The sequence below is a fragment of the Amycolatopsis sp. NPDC051371 genome (genome assembly GCF_040682155.1).
In the GTDB taxonomy this organism is placed as follows: Bacteria; Actinomycetota; Actinomycetes; order Mycobacteriales; family Pseudonocardiaceae; genus Amycolatopsis.
Map to the genome: position 1 here is coordinate 1 of NZ_JBFBAG010000094.1, position 15,242 is coordinate 15,242.

A 15,242-nucleotide genomic window follows, 5' to 3' on the forward strand; every position below is an offset into this window, starting at 1 on the left:
CGCCGATGTCCTCGCTCGCCACCACCGAAGCCGGGTCGATGCCCGCCGCGGCCAAGGCCTCTTCCGTGCGCACCCGGGCGAGTCTGCCACTAGCCGCCCAGTTTCTCGCGCGCGTCGGCGAGGTCGTCCGATGTCGGCGCGTCGTCCTGGGTCAGCGCGCGCCGCCAGTAGCCGGTGAACTCGATGACGCCCTTGTCGAGTCCCCGCTCGCCCACGAGGTGGCGGCGCAGTGCCCGCACCATCCCGGCTTCCCCCGCGAGCCAAGCGGCCGCGCCCGGACCGAGCGGGGCGTCGCGCACGGCTTCGAGCAGCTTGGTTCCGTGCGGTGCGCCGTCCCGGTGCAGCCAGTGGACCGGCAGTGGTTGCTCCTCGGCCGCGTCGGCCACCTCCACGAACGCGACCGCGTTGTCCACTTCGGACAGCAGGGTCGCGATGGCGGGCAGCGCGGTCTCGTCCCCGGCCAGCAGGACCGTGTCCGCTGTGGACAGTGGGCGGCGGTAGGCCGGATCCGGGCCGTAGCGGCCGAGGACGTCACCGGGGGCCGCTCGCCGGGCCCAGCTCGTGGCCGGCCCGTCGGACGCCACGTCGGAGTGCAGCACGAAGTCGACGTCGATCGTCGCGCCGTCCCGGCCGCGCACCGTGTAGCTGCGCATCACCGGGCGCTCGTCCTCGGGGATCGCCAGGTACGCCTGGTACCAGCGCATGACGTCGTCGGCGGCGGAAGAAGGCAGCCGCACCGGGCGGCCCGGTGGCGGGAACAGGAGCTTGAGCTGCTGGTCGGGCCACGGTTCCAGCTCGCGCAACCCGGCGCCGGTGAACGTGACGCGCACGGTGCGCGGGGTCGGCCGCCGCACCGCGGTCACCTCGAGCAGCCCGGTCGGGTTCACGGCTTCCCCAGGTATTCGCGCAGGTGGCAGGCGGTGAGCGTGGAGGCGTCCGCCACGAGTGCGGCCGGGGTCCCTTCGAACACCACGCGGCCGCCGTCGTGCCCGGCGCCGGGGCCGAGGTCGATCAGCCAGTCGGCGTGGGCCATCACGGCTTGGTGGTGCTCGATGACGATCACCGTGTTGCCCGCGTCGACGATCCGGTCGAGCAGCGCCAGGAGCTGGTCGACGTCGGCGAGGTGCAGGCCGGTCGTCGGCTCGTCGAGGATGTAGGTCGAGCCCTTCTCGGCCATCCGGATGGCCAGCTTGAGCCGCTGCCGCTCGCCGCCGGAGAGCGTGGTGAGCGGTTGCCCGAGCGTCAGGTAGCCGAGGCCGACGTCGGCGAGCCGGTCGAGCACGCGCCGCGGGGTGCCGGACGGGAAGAACTCGCGCGCCTCGGCTACGGGCATCGCCAGCACTTCGCTGATGTTCTTGCCGCGCAGCTCGAACATCAGCACCTTGGGCGTGAACCGCTTGCCCTCGCACTCTTCGCAGACCGACGCGACGCCGGCCATCATCGCCAGGTCGGTATAGATGACGCCGAGGCCCTTGCAGTGCGGGCAGGCGCCCTCGGAGTTGGCGCTGAACAGGCTCGCCTTGACGCCGTTGGCCTTGGCGAACGCCGTGCGGATCGAGTCGAGCAACCCGGTGTAGGTCGCCGGGTTGGACCGGCGGGACCCGCGGATCGCCGACTGGTCGACCACGACGACGTCGTCGCGGTTCGCCAGGGAGCCGTGGATCAGCGACGACTTCCCGGAGCCCGCCACACCGGTGACCACGGTCAGGACGCCGAGCGGGACGTCCACGCTGACGTCACGCAGGTTGTGCAGCTTCGCGCCGGTGATGGCTATGTGCCCGGACGGGGTGCGGACCTCTTCCCGGAGTGTCACGCGGTGGTCGAAGTGGCGGCCGGTGAGCGTGCCGGAGGCGCGCAGGCCGTCGACGCTCCCGGTGTAGCAGAGCCGGCCGCCGTCGGTCCCCGCGCCGGGGCCGAGGTCGACGACGTGGTCGGCGATCCGGATGGTCTCCGGCTTGTGCTCGACGACCAGGATCGTGTTCCCCTTGTCCCGCAGGCAGAGGAGCAGGTTGTTCATCCGCTCGATGTCGTGCGGGTGCAGCCCGACGGTCGGCTCGTCGAAGACGTACGTGACGTCGGTGAGGCTGGATCCCAGGTGCCGCACCATCTTCACCCGCTGCGCCTCGCCGCCCGAGAGCGTCGCGGACTCGCGGTCGAGGGACAGGTAGCCGAGGCCGATCTCGACCAGCGAGTCGAGCGTGTCGCGCAGGTTGCCCAGCAGCGGCCGGATCGACGGCGCGTCGAGGTTCCGGACGAACTCGGCGAGGTCGCTGATCTGCAGGGCGGCGCAGTCGGCGATGTTCTTGCCGTCGATCTTGGCCGATAGTGCGGCCCGGTTCAGCCGGGCGCCACCGCACGCGTCGCAGGTCTTGAAGGTCGCGGCCTGCTCGATGAACCCGCGCATGCGCGGCTGCAGCGACTCCGTGTCCCTCTGCAGGTAGAGCCGCCGGACCTTCACCGCGAGGCCTTCGTAGGTGATGTTGGTCTTGCCGACCTTCACCTTGCACGGGCCTTTGTGCAGCAGGTCATCGAGCTGCTGGGGCGTGAAGTCGCGGATCTTCGTGTCCGGATCGAAGAAGCCGCACGAGAGGTAGGTCTGCACGTACCAGTTGTCCGGCGTGAAGCCGGGCACGAGGATCGCGCCGTCGTGCAGCGACCGGTCGAAGTCGAGCAGGGCGTGGACGTCGAGGTCCGACACCCGGCCGAGGCCCTCGCAGGCCGGGCACATGCCCTCGGGCAGGTTGAAGCTGAACGCGCCGGACGTGCCGACGTGCGGTTCGCCGAGCCGCGAGAAGGCGATCCGCAACATCGCGTAGGCGTCGGTCGCGGTGCCGACCGTGGAGCGCGAGTTGGCGCCCATCCGCTCCTGGTCGACGACGATGGCCGCGCTGAGATTCTCCAGCAGGTCGACGTCCGGGCGCGAGAGGTTCGGCATGAACGACTGGAGGAAGGCGCTGTAGGTCTCGTTGATCAGCCGCTGGGACTCGGCCGCGATGGTGCCGAAGACCAGGGACGACTTGCCGGAGCCGGACACGCCCGTGAACACCGTGAGCCGGCGCTTCGGGATGTCGAGATCGACGCCGGTCAGGTTGTTCTCCCGGGCTCCCCGGACCTCGATCACGTCGTGGGTGTCGGCGGCCCGCCTGGGTGAGGTCATACCGTCCTTCTTGATAGTTTAGGCTGTAAAGTGATTGTCCATCGTACATTACTTTAGGGTGTAAGGAGTCGGCAAGGTGGTCGTCTTCGCGGGTCAGGGCGACGCCCGCCGGTCCATGGAGCTGCTGTGGGGGCCGCGCGTGGTCGCGCCGCGCACCGGCCCGGGGCCCAAGCCGGGCCTGTCCGTCGAAGCGATCGTCGCGGCGGCGATCGACATCGCCGACGCCGACGGCATGGCGTCGCTGTCGATGCGCTCGGTCGGCGAACGGCTCGGCCGCACGGCGATGGCGCTCTACACGTACGTGCCGGGCAAGACCGAGCTGGTCGACCTCATGTACGACCGGACGCTGGGCGAGCTGCCTTCGTCTTTTTCCCCTTCCGATGGCTGGCGTTCGGCGGCGCTGTCGCTGGCCGATGCGCTGTGGGACCTGCACCTGCGCCACCCGTGGCTCCTGCAGGTCTCGCCGGCGCGCCCGGTGCTCGGGCCGGGGGAGTTCCACGTGCAGGAGACGCTGCTTTCGGTGCTGGCATCCACGGGGTTGCCGCTGTCGCGGGTCCGCTGGGTGGTGTCGGCGCTGTTCAACGTCGTCCGAGGCTCGGTCCAGGCGGCGGCGGAATCCCGCCAGGCGGCGCGGGAAACGGGACTATCCGAAGAGGACTGGTGGTACGCCCGGTCGGCGTTGCTCAGAGAGCTGGTCCCCGACCTGACGGCCCGTTTCCCGACGGTGGCGCGGCTGGGCTCGTCGGTCGAAGCTTCGCCGTCCGACGAGCCTTACTTGGAGCGCGAAGCCCGGCTGTCGTTCGAAGCGGGCTTGGAGCTGCTGTTGGACGGCGTCGAGGCGGCGATCGTCAAGGCTTCCGGGCCTCGATGAGGAACCGGGTCGTGTGGGCGGCGAACGGGCCGTCGCGCTCGATCTTTTCGTGCAGCTCTCGCAGCTTGCCGCGGTACTGCTCGACCGTGAACCCCGGGACCATCCAGATCACCTTGCGCAGGAAGTAGACCACCGCGCCGATGTCGCAGAACTCGGTGCGCAGGGACTCCGACCGCAGATCGATGACGTCCAGGCCCGCCTTCGTCGCTTCGTCGACGGCTTGGTCGGGGTGCCGCCCGTTGCGGACGTGGTCCGGCTGCGGGCCCAGGAAGAACTCGACCAGCTCGAACACGCTCGCCGGCCCGACCTGCTGGGAGAAGTAGCTCCCCCCGGGCCGCAGGACGCGGGCGATCTCCGCCCACGCGGTCGTCACCGGGTGGCGGCTGGAGACGAGGTCGAACACGTCGTCGCCGAAGGGGATGTCCTCGGTGGCCACGACGACAACGCCGCGCGGCCGCAAGCGAGCGCTTGCCCTGGCGACGTTCGGTGGCCACGACTCCGTGGCGGCCATCAGCGGAGGGAGTGACGGGCAGCCGTCGAGGACCTCACCCCCGCCGGTTTCGAGGTCGAGCGCGGCGTGGACGCTCTCGAGCTTTTCGCCCAGCAGCCGCTGATAACCCCACGAGGGGCGCGCCTCGGTGGCGCGTCCGTCGAGCCAGGAGAAGTCCCAGCCGTCGACGGACACCGCTTCGGCTTCGGCGACCAGTTCGTCGAACACGCCCCCGATGGTCACAGGGCCGGTGGCGGGCCGCCACCCGATTTCCGCACGGGCGGCGGGGGCACGGGCTTGGCGAGGGAGACGGCGTCGAACGCCACCACGACCGGCCCGCGCCGGGTGTCCACCGTGCAGGTGGTTTCGTCCCGGGCGACGAGGTTCCCGAGGGCGTCGGTGAACCCGCCGTCGATGCGGTAGCGGACGACCACCCGCGTGCCGAGCGGCAGTTCCCGCAGCAGCTTCACAGCCGCGCGCTCAACTCGTCGTCGGACGGCTCGACCAGGAACGTGCCGTCGTCCCACACGATCGTGGGAATCCGGCGCGCGCCGTCCTGCAGCTCGCGGACCCGGCGCTCGGCCGCCGCGTCGGCTTCGACGTCCACATAGGAGTAATCGACGCCCTCCCGGTCGAGCAAAGCGCGGCTGCGCTTGACATCCGGACACCAGGAAGCGCCGTACACCGTCAAGCTCATGAAGCGACCTCCGAAACGACAGGGGTTTCCGCCGGGGCGGGCGAGGGGTGCCCCAGCTCCGTCAGCCACCCGCGGAACACCCGGTGCAGCGCCTCCGCCCCGACGACCTCGCCGAGCGGCGGCAGCTCCCGCGGGTGCACGACGAAACCGCGCTGCTGCGGCCCGCCGAGCCCGCCGTGCGAGCCGACGTGCGTCTCGAACGGGGAGGACTGGTCCGATTCCGGGTCGTAGCGGCTGTTGATCATCACGTCCGCGCAGTGCGGGAACGTGTCGACCCGCCGGACCAGGTCCGCCGCGTGCGGGCCGTACGGCAGCAGGGGGTCTTCGCCGATGACGACCCCCGTCACCAGCCGGTGCAGCCCGTCGCGGCCCAGGACCACCGGGCCGAACTCGCGGCTGCGCACCAGCAGGAACCCGACGCCGGGGTGGTCGACCAGCGACGGCAGCAGGTCGGGGAACTCGCGCTCGATCGTCTCCAGCTCGACGCGGCCGTCGTGCTCGGTGAACGACACCATCGCGACGTGCCCGGACACGACCGCCACCACACCCGGTGCCACGCGGGTCACCGCGCCGGGGGAGCCGGACGTCGTGCGCGGCCGGTCGTCGGCGCACTCCGCGTCCTCCACCCGGGCGCGCAGCCGGCGCGCGATCAGGCCGCCGCTCTTCGTCGCCTCCGCCAGCGCCGCGTTGATCTGCCAGCTCTCGGCCTGCCGCCGCCTGCCCGAAGACGCGGACGCAGTCGGCGAACCGCCGCACATCCGCCCGACGTAAGCCTCGATCGTCTCGCCGAACCGTTCCGAGAACGCCTGCCCCTGGGTCTGGCCGTGGTCCGACAACGCGACGACGTGGTAGCGGCGCGGCGCCAGCCGGCTCGCCCGGTGCAGCCGCGCGATCTGCTGGTCGATCGAGCGCAGCACCGACAGCGTGTCGAACCGCTCGATGCCGGAGTGGTGCGCGACCTCGTCGTAGCCGAGGAAGTCCGCGTACACCACCGGCCGCCCGGCCAGCATGTCGCCGAGGATCGCCGAGACGACGACGTCGCGCGCGATCACCGTCGTGCCCGGCCGCGCGAGGGGGTACCAGCCGCCGCGCGGGACCCGCGGCACGACGCCCGCGCGGCGCTGGCGCACCGACGCGTTGATTTCGCGGAAGACGTCGGCGAGCGCGACGACGAACGTGCGCAGCGCGTTGACCGGGTTCGCGAAGTAGGCGTAGTAGCCCGCGCCGAGCCGGTCGCGACGGCGGTGGCGCAGGTTCTTCGGCACCAGCACGGGGATCGAGCTCATGGTGAGGCTGACGTGGTCGGCGTCGCCGGAGAACAGGTTCCCGTGGCTCGCGCCGCCGCCGGAGAGCAGGCCCTGCCCGTCGGAGTGGCGCCGTTCGATCTCGGCCGCGTCGGTCGGGTGCGCGCACGCCATCACGTGGTCGCGGTCCTTTTCGTACCAGCGGAAGCCGAGGATGTCGTGGTTGGAGCCGTGCAGGATGCCGCAGACGCTCGCCCCGGTCTGCGAGCTCCAGTCGGTGTGCCACGGCGTCAGCGTGTGGCTGCCTTCGGCGAGCCACGCGGCGAACGTCGGCATGTCGCCGTCGCGGATCGCGCGGCGGACGGTGTCGAAGCCGAGGCCGTCGATCTGCAGGAAGACCACGCCGGGCGGCTGTTCGGCGACGCCCGGCTCGGGCGTGTGGCGACGGCGGCGCCGGGCGGCGCGGCGGAAGAAGATCTCGTCCTCGTCGATGGCCAGCGCCGTCGAAATGAGCACGCCGACGGCGGCCATGCCGAGCGTGACGAGCACCGCGCTGCGGAAGTCGGCGACCTCGACGCCGGGCACGGTGCGGAACACGGCGAGCGTGCCCGCGCCGAGCAGCAGGAAGCCGAAGAGGCCGAAGGTGAAGAACGCCAGCGGGTAGGCGATGCGCATGACCAGCGGCCAGCCGACCCCGGCGAGCAGGCCGAGCAGCAGCGCGCACACCGTCGGCTGCCACCAGTGCGTCATCCGGAAGCCGGGCAGGAGGACGTCGAGCAGGCGCAGCGCGCCGGTCACCGCGGCCCACACCAGCAGGATGCGGGCGACGGCCCGGCCGCGGCGCAGCAGCCGGCCCTTCGGCGCGGACGTCGTCACACTCGCTCTCCCGTCTTCTCCTTGGCCTTGCGCCGCCACCGGGCGATCAGGTTCATCAGCACCGTGACCAGCAGGACCAGCACCGTCGCCAGCACGGTCGCGATGATCGGTGAGTCGAAGATGCCCCCGCTGAGGATGCCGAGCAAGCTGTACGCGCCCGCCCAGAGCACGCACGCGAGGAGCGCGGCGGGCAGCAGCCGCCGCCATGGGTAGCTCAGCGCGGCGGCGGCCAGGAGCACCGGGATCCGGCCGGCCGGGACGAGCCTGCCGATCACGACGAGCTGCCAGCCGCGGCGCGCGAACTGGTCGCGGGCCTTCTTCAGCCGTTCGGCGGGCTGGCGGCGGCTGATCCAGCGGAACGCGGCTTCGCTGCCGAGGCGCGGGATCCCGAACGTCACGACGTCGCCGACGTACGCGCCGAGCGTGGCCAGGACGATGACCAGCGGCAAGGACAGGTGGTCGGTGGTGGTCGCGACGGCGGCCGCGGCGCCGACCACCGCGCCGGTCGGCACGATCGGGATGATCGAGCCGAGCAGCACGCCGCCGAACAGGGCCGGGTACCCGATGGCCGCCGGGTCGGTCCAGTTCACGCGCGGTCCTCACGGGCGGGGAGCACGACGTCGGCGCCGGGCTCGGTGAACAGGACTTCAGTGGCGATTTCCTGCTTGCCGATCTCGGCGGCGAACACCCGCGGCGGATCGGCGAGCAGCCGCCGCATCCGGGCGGTGCGCCGGATGCCGGGGACGGCGAGGGTGCCCCAGTGGACCGGGACGACGGCGCGGGCCTGGACGAGTCCGGCGGCTTTCGCGGCGCGGGCCGGGTCCAGGTGACCCGGCCCGAGGTTCGGCCCCCAGCCCCAGACGGGCAGCAGGGCGACGTCGACCGGGCCGAAGTCCGCCATCCCGTCGAAGAGGTCGGTGTCGCCGGCGTTGTAGATCTTCGCGTCCCCGGTGGCGATCAGGTGTCCGATCGCGGGGCTCTGGGGGCCGTGGGTGAGCCGCGGGCCCCAGCGGTGTCCGGAGTGGACGGCCTTCGTGGCGGTGACTTCCAGCGCGCCCTCGGTGACGGTTTCGCCCGGGGCGATCTCCTCGACGTTCTCGAAGCCCTTCTTGGCGAGCCAGGCCCCGGCCCCGCGCGGGACGACGATGCGGGTGCGCTTGCCGAGCAGCCTGAGGGAGGGCATGTGCAGGTGGTCGCCGTGCAGGTGCGAGAGCAGCACGAGGTCGACGTCCGCGTAGCTTTCCCGCGGTGGCGGCGGCACGACCCGGCTGAGCCCGCCGACGCGTGCGGTGAGCACGGGATCGGTCAGGACCACCCGGCCACCGAGTTCGAGCCGGACCGTCGAATGGCCGAGGAAACGCAGGCTGAAGCCGCTCACGCTGTCGAGTATCGCCCCCTCCTCCGGCGAATGCCCGGCGGAGTGGCGCGAACGACGCCCTCAGCGACCGGCGGGCAGCAGGGACGAGATCCGCAGCGACGACGTCCCGATCCCCGTCGGCCCGCCGAGGACGTTCGCCGCGGCCGGGTGGTAGTTCAGCTCCGCCTCCGTGTACCGCCCGACGTTCTCGTGCCAGTTCACGATCCCCGCCATCCAGTCGCGGAACTCCTGGACGTAGCCCAGCAGCATCTCCCGCACGTCCGGCGCCACGTCGTAGTCGCGCAGCAGCGCCGGCAACTCGATCGTCGCCGCGTGCCCGAACTCCGCCAGACGGGCCGCCATGAGGTCGTTCACCACCTCGAACGCGCGTTCCTCAGGACAGTCGAGGAAGTTGCGCACCACCAGCACCGCGTTGTGCAGCTCGCCCTCGTACTGGATCTCCTTGCGGTACGAGTAGACGTCGTTCACGAAGCACGCGTAGTCGGTCGCCGAGTGCTCGATCGCCTGCACCGGCCGCGTCCGGTACAGCGCCGCCGGCACCGCGCGCCCGTGCGAGAACCGGGACAGGCTCATCGTGAGGTCCGAGCCGAACGTCCGGCGCCGCATCTCGATGTAGTCGATCGGGTCCGGGATGCGGTTCTGGGCCTGGTTCGCCAGCTCCCACAGCCAGCTCGACGTCATCGTGTCGACCGCCCGGCGCACCGCGCGCCGGTTCTCCGGGGGCATGTCCGCCGTCGTCCGCACCCAGACGTCGGCGAGGCCCGCTTCCAACGGTGTCGAAGGTGCCGCACCGTCCATGACCGACGACAGGCGCAGGTTGCACGCCTTCGCCGCGGCCAGGTCGCGCGTCGCGCCGAACACCATCGGGTAGTAGTCGTCGGCGTACGTTCCCCAGGTCAGCCAGTCGCTGGTGACGTCGAGGGCATCGGCTGTCGCGTCCGGGTGGATGCCCGCCGCGCACAGCGGCAGGTCGGCCGCACGCAGCCGCCGCTCGTCCCACACCACGCCGTCGAGCAGGCCCGTCCGCCGCGCCCAGTCGACGTTGCGCACCCGGCACGCGTCCAGGTGCGGGCTCAGCCGCAGCGGGAACGGCATCTCGAGGGACGGCCGCGGCGGCGAAACCGTCCGGAACGGCGTGTTCGAAAAGGACCGCAGCCGCTGCGGCGCCGTCGCGAGCACCGAGGTGAAGATGCGCGCGGCGGACGTCCCGAGGCCGCTCGCGCCACCCAGCTCCGGGCCGCCGCGGCCGGCGAGCGCCCCCTCGTTCATGTACCGGCTGGACCGCAGGTGCCACTCGTGGCCGCCGGACTGCCAGTCCTGCAACCCCTTGACGTAGGCGAACGTCGCCGCGCGGGCCGCCGGGTCGACGCCGTGCTCGTCGAACAGCCCGGGCACCTCGGTGAGCGCGGTGTGCTCGAACTGGTGCAGCCGGGAGGTGATGAGGTCGTTGACGGCGTCGGCCGCCTCCTGCGTGGTGAGGCCGAGGAACTTCTCGAACACGAGCACGCCGTTGGACAGCTCGCCTTCGTCCTGCACCTCCCGCTGGTAGGAGAAGAGGTCGTTGCGCAGGTGGACGCTGTCGGCGAAGCAGTCGCGCAGGACCTCCATCGGCCGCGACGCGGCGATCTCGTCCGGCACCTCGGCGTGCACCGAGTGCTCGACGAGGTTCGCCGACCACGGCGCGCCACCGACCTTCCGCCGCATCTCGACGTACTCGATGGGGTTGGCGAGCCGGCCTTCGTTGATGTTGGCCAGTTCCCACAACGACTCTTCCAGCAGCGCCTTCGTGCTCTCGACGAACCGGCGCCGCCAGCCGGCCGAGCGGTGCGGGATCGTCCGGTTCCACAGGTCGGTCAGGCCGCGCTCGACCGGGTTCTCCGGCGTCGCGGTGATCTCGCCTTCGGCGGGCATGAACAGGTCGAGCCGGTCGAGGTAGGTGCGCGCGCTGTCGATGTCGCCGGTGCGCTTGTACAGCTCGAGGAAGTGGTCGTCGAAGTAGAAGACCCAGACGTACCAGTCGGTGATCAGGTCGAGCTCGTCCGCGCCGGCGTCCGGGTGGGTGTAGGCGCAGAGCAGCGCGTAGTCGTGGGAGTCGAGGTCGTGCTCGTCCCAGATCACCGTGCCGTGCTGCGGGACGTCGACCATGTCCATCCCGTACGCCCACGCCTTGCTGTGCGCGCGGGCCTGCTCGAGGTGCGGGTTCACCCGCGCCGGGTAGGGCATGTAGAACTCGGGGAGGACGAACGGCTGCTGAGGCACCCCGTGAGGCAACCAAAGACGCGGGTGCCCGCCAAGGGGAGCAGGCGCGGTTGCACACGAACGGGTCGGGCGCTTCCCCCGGCCGGCCCAGCGACGGAGGAGAGCCGATGACCGAGACCCGAGTGGTCGACAACCCCGACGAGGACCGCTACGAGGTCTGGGCGGACGAGAAGCTGGCGGGGTTCGCGATGTACGACGTGCGCGGCGAACTGACCGTGTTCACCCACACCGAGGTCGACGACGCGTTCGCGGGGCAGGGCTTGGGCAAGGTGCTGGCGGCCGGCGCGCTGGACGACGTCGTCGCCAAGGGCAGGACGATCGTGCCGGTTTGCCCCTTCATCGCCGGATATCTGAAGAAGAACCCGGGGTACGAGGACCACGTTCGCTGGCCGAAGGGCTGAGGGTGGCTCGGACGTCTTGAATGAGTCATTCAGGGCGTCCGAGGTCTTGAATGACTCATTCAAGACCTTTCAGCACCACCCGGCTGCCCGCTGCGCCGCCTGCCGCCTGCCGCGCGGCCACCCGTGCCCGCCGCGCGCCGGTCGGCTGTCCTGCCACGCCGCCAATGCCCACCGCATTGCCGTTGGCCCGGCTATCCCGCTGCGCCGTCCGTGCCCGCCGCGCTGCCGTTGGCCGGCCGTCCTGCCCCGCCGCACGGACCCGCCGCGCTGCCGCCGCGCCGGTTGTCCCGCCTTGCCGCCCGTCGCGCAGCCTGTCAACTGCCGCGCCGGTTGTCCCGCCTTGCCGCCCGCCGCGCCGCCTGTCACCTGCCGCGCCGCAGGCCGGACCGCCTGGGATACGCGGTTCCCTCCCGCGCCCGCCTCGCCAACCGAGCGCCGCAGGCCCCCGGGCACCGCACCCCGCGCAGCGCCGAAACGTCTTGAATGAGTCATTCAGGGCGTCCAGCGTCCTGAATGACTCATTCAAGACGTTTCAACCGCCCGGTCCGCCGATCTCGCCCCACCCCCGACCGGGCTTTTGTTACGCCGAACGCACCAACGTCGCTGAGCCGTACGGGTCCAGAACGTGAGGTATGTCCGATTCTATTGGTTATTAACCAACCTTCGTCGGTGGTGCGTTGGTTGCCCGGCAACGAAAGTGACCGGCGCAGGCTTCGAACCGGCAACCTGGAGGAAGTTGATGACTCCCCGGAAAACCGCCCTCAAGACCTTCGCCGTCTTGTCGGCCGCCGCGCTGACTTCCGGCGTGTGCGCGTCGGCGGCCACTGCGTCCCCACTGGCCTTCTCCGAGATGCAGGCCAACGCCGTCAGCAACGCCACGCAGGTGGCGAGCACCCTGGGTGCCACGTCCGGTGGCATCTACCTGGAGAACGGCAAGGCCGTCGTCACCGTGACCGACGACGCGTCCGTGCAGAAGGTGCAGGCCGCCGGCCTGACCGCGAAGAAGGTCAAGCACACCTTCGCCGCGCTCACCGGCGTCAAGAACCAGCTGGACGCGGTGAAGAACGTTCCGCAGACCGCGTGGGGCATCGACACCAAGACCAACCAGGTCGTCGTGAAGGTCTACGACGCGGCCAGCAAGGAGACCGCCGACAAGGTCGGCGCGGCCGCCGCGAAGTACGGCGACAGCGTCCGCGTCGAGCACCGCACCGGCAAGCTCGAGCTGCACATCCAGGACGGCGACGCGATCCAGAACAGCCAGGGCCGCTGCTCGCTCGGCTTCAACGTGACGCGTGGCGGTTCGCCGTTCCTGCTCACCGCGGGCCACTGCACCAACCTGGGCGGCACCTGGGCCGGCGGCGACGTCTCCGGCGCACAGGTCGTCGAGAGCGACTGCCCGGGAGCCGACTCCGGCCTACTGACCCGCCCGAACGGCTCCGGCCCCGGCGAGATCAACACCGGCCAGGCGATCACCAGCGCCGCGGAGCCGACCGTCGGCGAGCAGATGCAGAAGCAGGGCTCGACCACCGGTGGCGGCAGCGGCGAGGTCACCTCGGTCGACGAGTCGGTCAACTTCGACGTCGGCGTCCTGAACCACGAGTTCGGCACCACCGCGCACACCGACCACGGTGACTCGGGCGGCCCGGCGTACGACGGTTCGAAGGGCCTGGGCACGCTGTCCGGCGGCGACACCGTGACCAGCTACTTCTACCCGCTCACCCTGGAGCTGCAGGCTTACGGCCTCGAGCTCGCCTGATAGTTGCGCGAAGGCCCCCTGTCACACGCGTCGAGGGCGCGTGACAGGGGGCCTTTCTCATGCTTCGAGCCGCTTCGCGCGGTAGACGGCGTCGGTGTGGTGCCCCTCGCCGCGCGTCTCGCACGTCTCGACCAGCCACTGCCACGCGTCGCCGAGGTAGGTGGTGATCTCTTCCGGCTCGAAGTACAGCTCCTCCGGCGGCTTCTGGCCGTCGAACTCCCGCATGGCCTTCGGCGAGTGCCCGACGACCAGCAGCGAGCCGCCCGGCCGGATCGCCGCCGCGGCCGCCGTGAAGACGTCGCGGCGCAGGTCCGGCGGCAGGTGCATGTACTGCGCCGAGATCAGGTCGTACTGCTCCTCCGGCTGCCACTTCAGGATGTCCCGGTGCAGCCAGCGGACGTCCACGCCGGCTTCCTTGCCCGCCGCCTCGGCCCGGGCCAGTGCGACGGTCGAGATGTCGGCGCCGTCGACCGTCCAGCCCTGCTTCGCGAGCCAGATCGCGTCGCCGCCTTCGCCGCACCCGAGGTCGAGCGCACGTCCGGGCGTCAGCCCCTCGACCTCGGAGCTGAGGTTCGTGTTGACGTTCCCGCTCCAGATCCGGTGCTCGTCGCGCTGGTACATCGCTTCCCAGAACTCTTGCTTGAGCATGTTCTCGACGACCATGGGCTGGTCGTGTGCGTGGGGCATGGCTCCTCCTCGGTGACGTCCCCAGCATGCGGAAGACGTCACCGAAGAGGCAAATCACGTTGCCGATCCGGCAACTCAGGCCGTGCCGTACACCTGCATCTCGTACAGCGAGTAGCCGTACGACGTCCCGCGCGTGACGCCGTTCATCCGCACGTAGCGGCCGCTGCCGGCCAGGCCGGTGAGGTCGTCGGTGGCGCCGTTGCCGGTCGTGGTGCTGTAGATCGTCGTCCAGTTCGTGCCGTCGGCCGACGTCTGGATGCTGTACGCCTTCCCGTACGCGGCTTCCCAGCTCAGCTTGACGTGCGACACCTGCTTCGCGGCGCCGAGGTCGACGCGCAGCCACTCGCTCGCCGAGCCTTCCTTCGACGCCCAGCGCGTGCTGGTCAGGTTGCCGTCGAAGGCCGCGCTCGCCGGGTAGGACGACGACTCCGTCGATGACGCCGTCGCGGTCTTGCCCTGGGAGAGCAGGGACTCGGCGCCCCCTGTGATCGTCACGCCGAGCGAAGCGGTCTTCGTCCCTCCCGTGATCGTGACCGTCGCGGAGCCGGGGGCGGCGTTCGCGGCGGCGGCGACCGTGACGGCCGAGGTTCCGCCGGCCGGCACCGACGCCGGGGAGAACGACACGGTGACGCCCGCGGGAGCGCCGCTCGCGGACAGCGTGACGGCGTCCGTGGCGGTGACGGTGGCCGTCGCCGAAGCGCCCGGCGCGACCGAAACCGCCGACGGCGTCACGCTGAGCCCCGAACTGCTGCCGGCCGCGGTGAACGTCCAGCGGGCCTGGGTGCCGGAGCAACTGCCCGCGGTGAGCGTCGTGCCCGAGGCACGGAAGCACTTCTTGCTCGTCTGGATGTCGGAGATGGTGCCGTCGGGGTTGATCGACCACTGCTGGGCCGGGCCGCCGGTGCAGGTCTGCAGCACGATCGAGCTGCCGGAGATGCCCGCGCACTTGTCGTTGATGACGAGGAACGCGCCATGGAAGGTGAAGCGCTGGGCGTCACTTCCGGTGCAGGCGGCCACTTTCAGCGTGGTCCCGCTGCTCGGCGCTTCGAGACAGGTGCCGGTGGAGTTGTTCTTGTACTGGCCGACCGTGGTGTTCGGCTGCGCGCCGCCCCAGCACGCACCCGTGCTGGTGTTGAAGATCGGCGTGGCGTCGTAGTCCTCGTTCGACGGCGGGTCGACGACCACCGGCTCCATCACCGGCGTGTTGTCGGCGTTGTAGTGCGTGAGGGCGTCTTCGCAGTCGATCGCGTCGAAGGCGCTGCCGCCCTTGCCGCCGAGCCAGAGGTCGATGTGGCGCAGGCCGGGGCCGCCGTTCGGGCCCGCGCTGTTCCAGTCGTCGGAACACTCGTCGCAGCCGTCCTCCATGACGAAGTACTTCTTCACCCGCGGCACCCAGACCTTGGTGCCGGGCTTCAGCTCGTCGCTG

Annotated in this window: 14 protein-coding genes; 3 read left to right on the forward strand and 11 right to left on the reverse strand. The window is 71.0% G+C overall.

Translation table 11 applies throughout. From position 1 onward, the window contains the following. Nucleotides 1-89 precede the first annotated feature (89 nt). Both AB0M59_RS52705 and AB0M59_RS52710 read right to left on the reverse strand, forming a co-directional pair. Complete coding sequence (locus AB0M59_RS52705; protein ID WP_364631759.1) at nt 90-887, reverse strand: siderophore-interacting protein; 798 nt, start codon at nt 885-887, stop codon at nt 90-92. Beyond that, entirely contained in the window at nt 884-3,157 is a 2,274-nt protein-coding gene (locus tag AB0M59_RS52710) for an excinuclease ABC subunit UvrA (RefSeq protein WP_364631762.1), read from the reverse strand. The genes AB0M59_RS52705 and AB0M59_RS52710 overlap by 4 nt, the downstream gene beginning before the upstream one ends. A gap of 76 nt (nt 3,158-3,233) precedes the next feature. Here AB0M59_RS52710 and AB0M59_RS52715 point away from each other — a divergent pair, with 76 nt between their 5' ends. Beyond that, the gene (locus AB0M59_RS52715; RefSeq protein ID WP_364631764.1) at nt 3,234-4,028 is read left to right on the forward strand and encodes a TetR/AcrR family transcriptional regulator C-terminal domain-containing protein; all 795 of its coding nucleotides are present in this window, start codon (nt 3,234-3,236) and stop codon (nt 4,026-4,028) included. On the opposite strand, the gene AB0M59_RS52720 is transcribed toward AB0M59_RS52715, so the two are convergent. The 7 genes from AB0M59_RS52720 to AB0M59_RS52750 are packed head-to-tail and all read right to left on the reverse strand — an operon-like array spanning nt 4,006 to nt 10,936. Next, entirely contained in the window at nt 4,006-4,755 is a 750-nt protein-coding gene (locus AB0M59_RS52720) for a methyltransferase domain-containing protein (protein ID WP_364631788.1), read from the reverse strand. The two genes, AB0M59_RS52715 and AB0M59_RS52720, sit on opposite strands and share 23 nt — an antisense overlap. A gap of 2 nt (nt 4,756-4,757) precedes the next feature. Continuing rightward, nucleotides 4,758-4,988 (reverse strand): ferrous iron transport protein A, encoded by a 231-nt coding sequence (locus AB0M59_RS52725; RefSeq protein ID WP_364631767.1) that lies wholly within the window; start codon nt 4,986-4,988, stop codon nt 4,758-4,760. Then, nucleotides 4,985-5,215 carry a glutaredoxin domain-containing protein gene (locus AB0M59_RS52730; RefSeq protein WP_364631769.1) on the reverse strand — a complete coding sequence of 77 codons (231 nt, stop codon included), beginning with the start codon at nt 5,213-5,215 and terminating at the stop codon, nt 4,985-4,987. Before AB0M59_RS52730 ends, AB0M59_RS52725 begins: the two co-directional genes overlap by 4 nt. Next, nucleotides 5,212-7,335 carry a phage holin family protein gene (locus tag AB0M59_RS52735; RefSeq protein WP_364631772.1) on the reverse strand — a complete coding sequence of 708 codons (2,124 nt, stop codon included), beginning with the start codon at nt 7,333-7,335 and terminating at the stop codon, nt 5,212-5,214. Before AB0M59_RS52735 ends, AB0M59_RS52730 begins: the two co-directional genes overlap by 4 nt. Beyond that, complete coding sequence (locus AB0M59_RS52740; RefSeq protein WP_364631774.1) at nt 7,332-7,925, reverse strand: VTT domain-containing protein; 594 nt, start codon at nt 7,923-7,925, stop codon at nt 7,332-7,334. Before AB0M59_RS52740 ends, AB0M59_RS52735 begins: the two co-directional genes overlap by 4 nt. Then, nucleotides 7,922-8,713 (reverse strand): MBL fold metallo-hydrolase, encoded by a 792-nt coding sequence (locus AB0M59_RS52745; protein WP_364631776.1) that lies wholly within the window; start codon nt 8,711-8,713, stop codon nt 7,922-7,924. Before AB0M59_RS52745 ends, AB0M59_RS52740 begins: the two co-directional genes overlap by 4 nt. Before the next feature lie 60 nt (nt 8,714-8,773). Beyond that, nucleotides 8,774-10,936: a germacradienol/geosmin synthase gene (locus AB0M59_RS52750; RefSeq protein ID WP_364631791.1), complete on the reverse strand. Its 2,163-nt coding sequence runs from the start codon at nt 10,934-10,936 to the stop codon at nt 8,774-8,776. Nucleotides 10,937-11,079: 143 nt separating this feature from the next. Between AB0M59_RS52750 and AB0M59_RS52755 the strand changes: the two genes are divergently transcribed. After that, on the forward strand, nt 11,080-11,373 hold the full coding sequence (locus tag AB0M59_RS52755; protein WP_364631778.1) for a GNAT family N-acetyltransferase: 294 nt from the start codon (nt 11,080-11,082) through the stop codon (nt 11,371-11,373). A 739-nt stretch (nt 11,374-12,112) separates the two neighbouring features. Further along, complete coding sequence (locus AB0M59_RS52760) at nt 12,113-13,129, forward strand: S1 family peptidase (protein ID WP_364631780.1); 1,017 nt, start codon at nt 12,113-12,115, stop codon at nt 13,127-13,129. 57 nt (nt 13,130-13,186) lie between these two features. Here AB0M59_RS52760 and AB0M59_RS52765 read toward each other — a convergent pair whose 3' ends face one another. Together AB0M59_RS52765 and AB0M59_RS52770 are read right to left on the reverse strand one after the other, a co-directional pair. Then, on the reverse strand, nt 13,187-13,816 hold the full coding sequence (locus tag AB0M59_RS52765; RefSeq protein WP_364631782.1) for a class I SAM-dependent methyltransferase: 630 nt from the start codon (nt 13,814-13,816) through the stop codon (nt 13,187-13,189). A 75-nt stretch (nt 13,817-13,891) separates the two neighbouring features. After that, a partial coding sequence (locus tag AB0M59_RS52770; RefSeq protein WP_364631785.1) for a discoidin domain-containing protein occupies nt 13,892-15,242 on the reverse strand: 1,351 nt, incomplete at its 5' end.

What these genes read in the sequence shown, in the direction of transcription:
- AB0M59_RS52710 (WP_364631762.1), bottom strand. Translation starts at nt 3,157, where the DNA reads ATGACCTCACCCAGGCGGGCCGCCGACACCCACGACGTGATCGAGGTC.
- AB0M59_RS52730 (WP_364631769.1), bottom strand. Translation starts at nt 5,215, where the DNA reads ATGAGCTTGACGGTGTACGGCGCTTCCTGGTGTCCGGATGTCAAGCGC.
- AB0M59_RS52750 (WP_364631791.1), bottom strand. Translation starts at nt 10,936, where the DNA reads ATGCCCTACCCGGCGCGGGTGAACCCGCACCTCGAGCAGGCCCGCGCG.
- AB0M59_RS52755 (WP_364631778.1), top strand. Translation starts at nt 11,080, where the DNA reads ATGACCGAGACCCGAGTGGTCGACAACCCCGACGAGGACCGCTACGAG.
- AB0M59_RS52760 (WP_364631780.1), top strand. Translation starts at nt 12,113, where the DNA reads ATGACTCCCCGGAAAACCGCCCTCAAGACCTTCGCCGTCTTGTCGGCC.
- AB0M59_RS52765 (WP_364631782.1), bottom strand. Translation starts at nt 13,816, where the DNA reads ATGCCCCACGCACACGACCAGCCCATGGTCGTCGAGAACATGCTCAAG.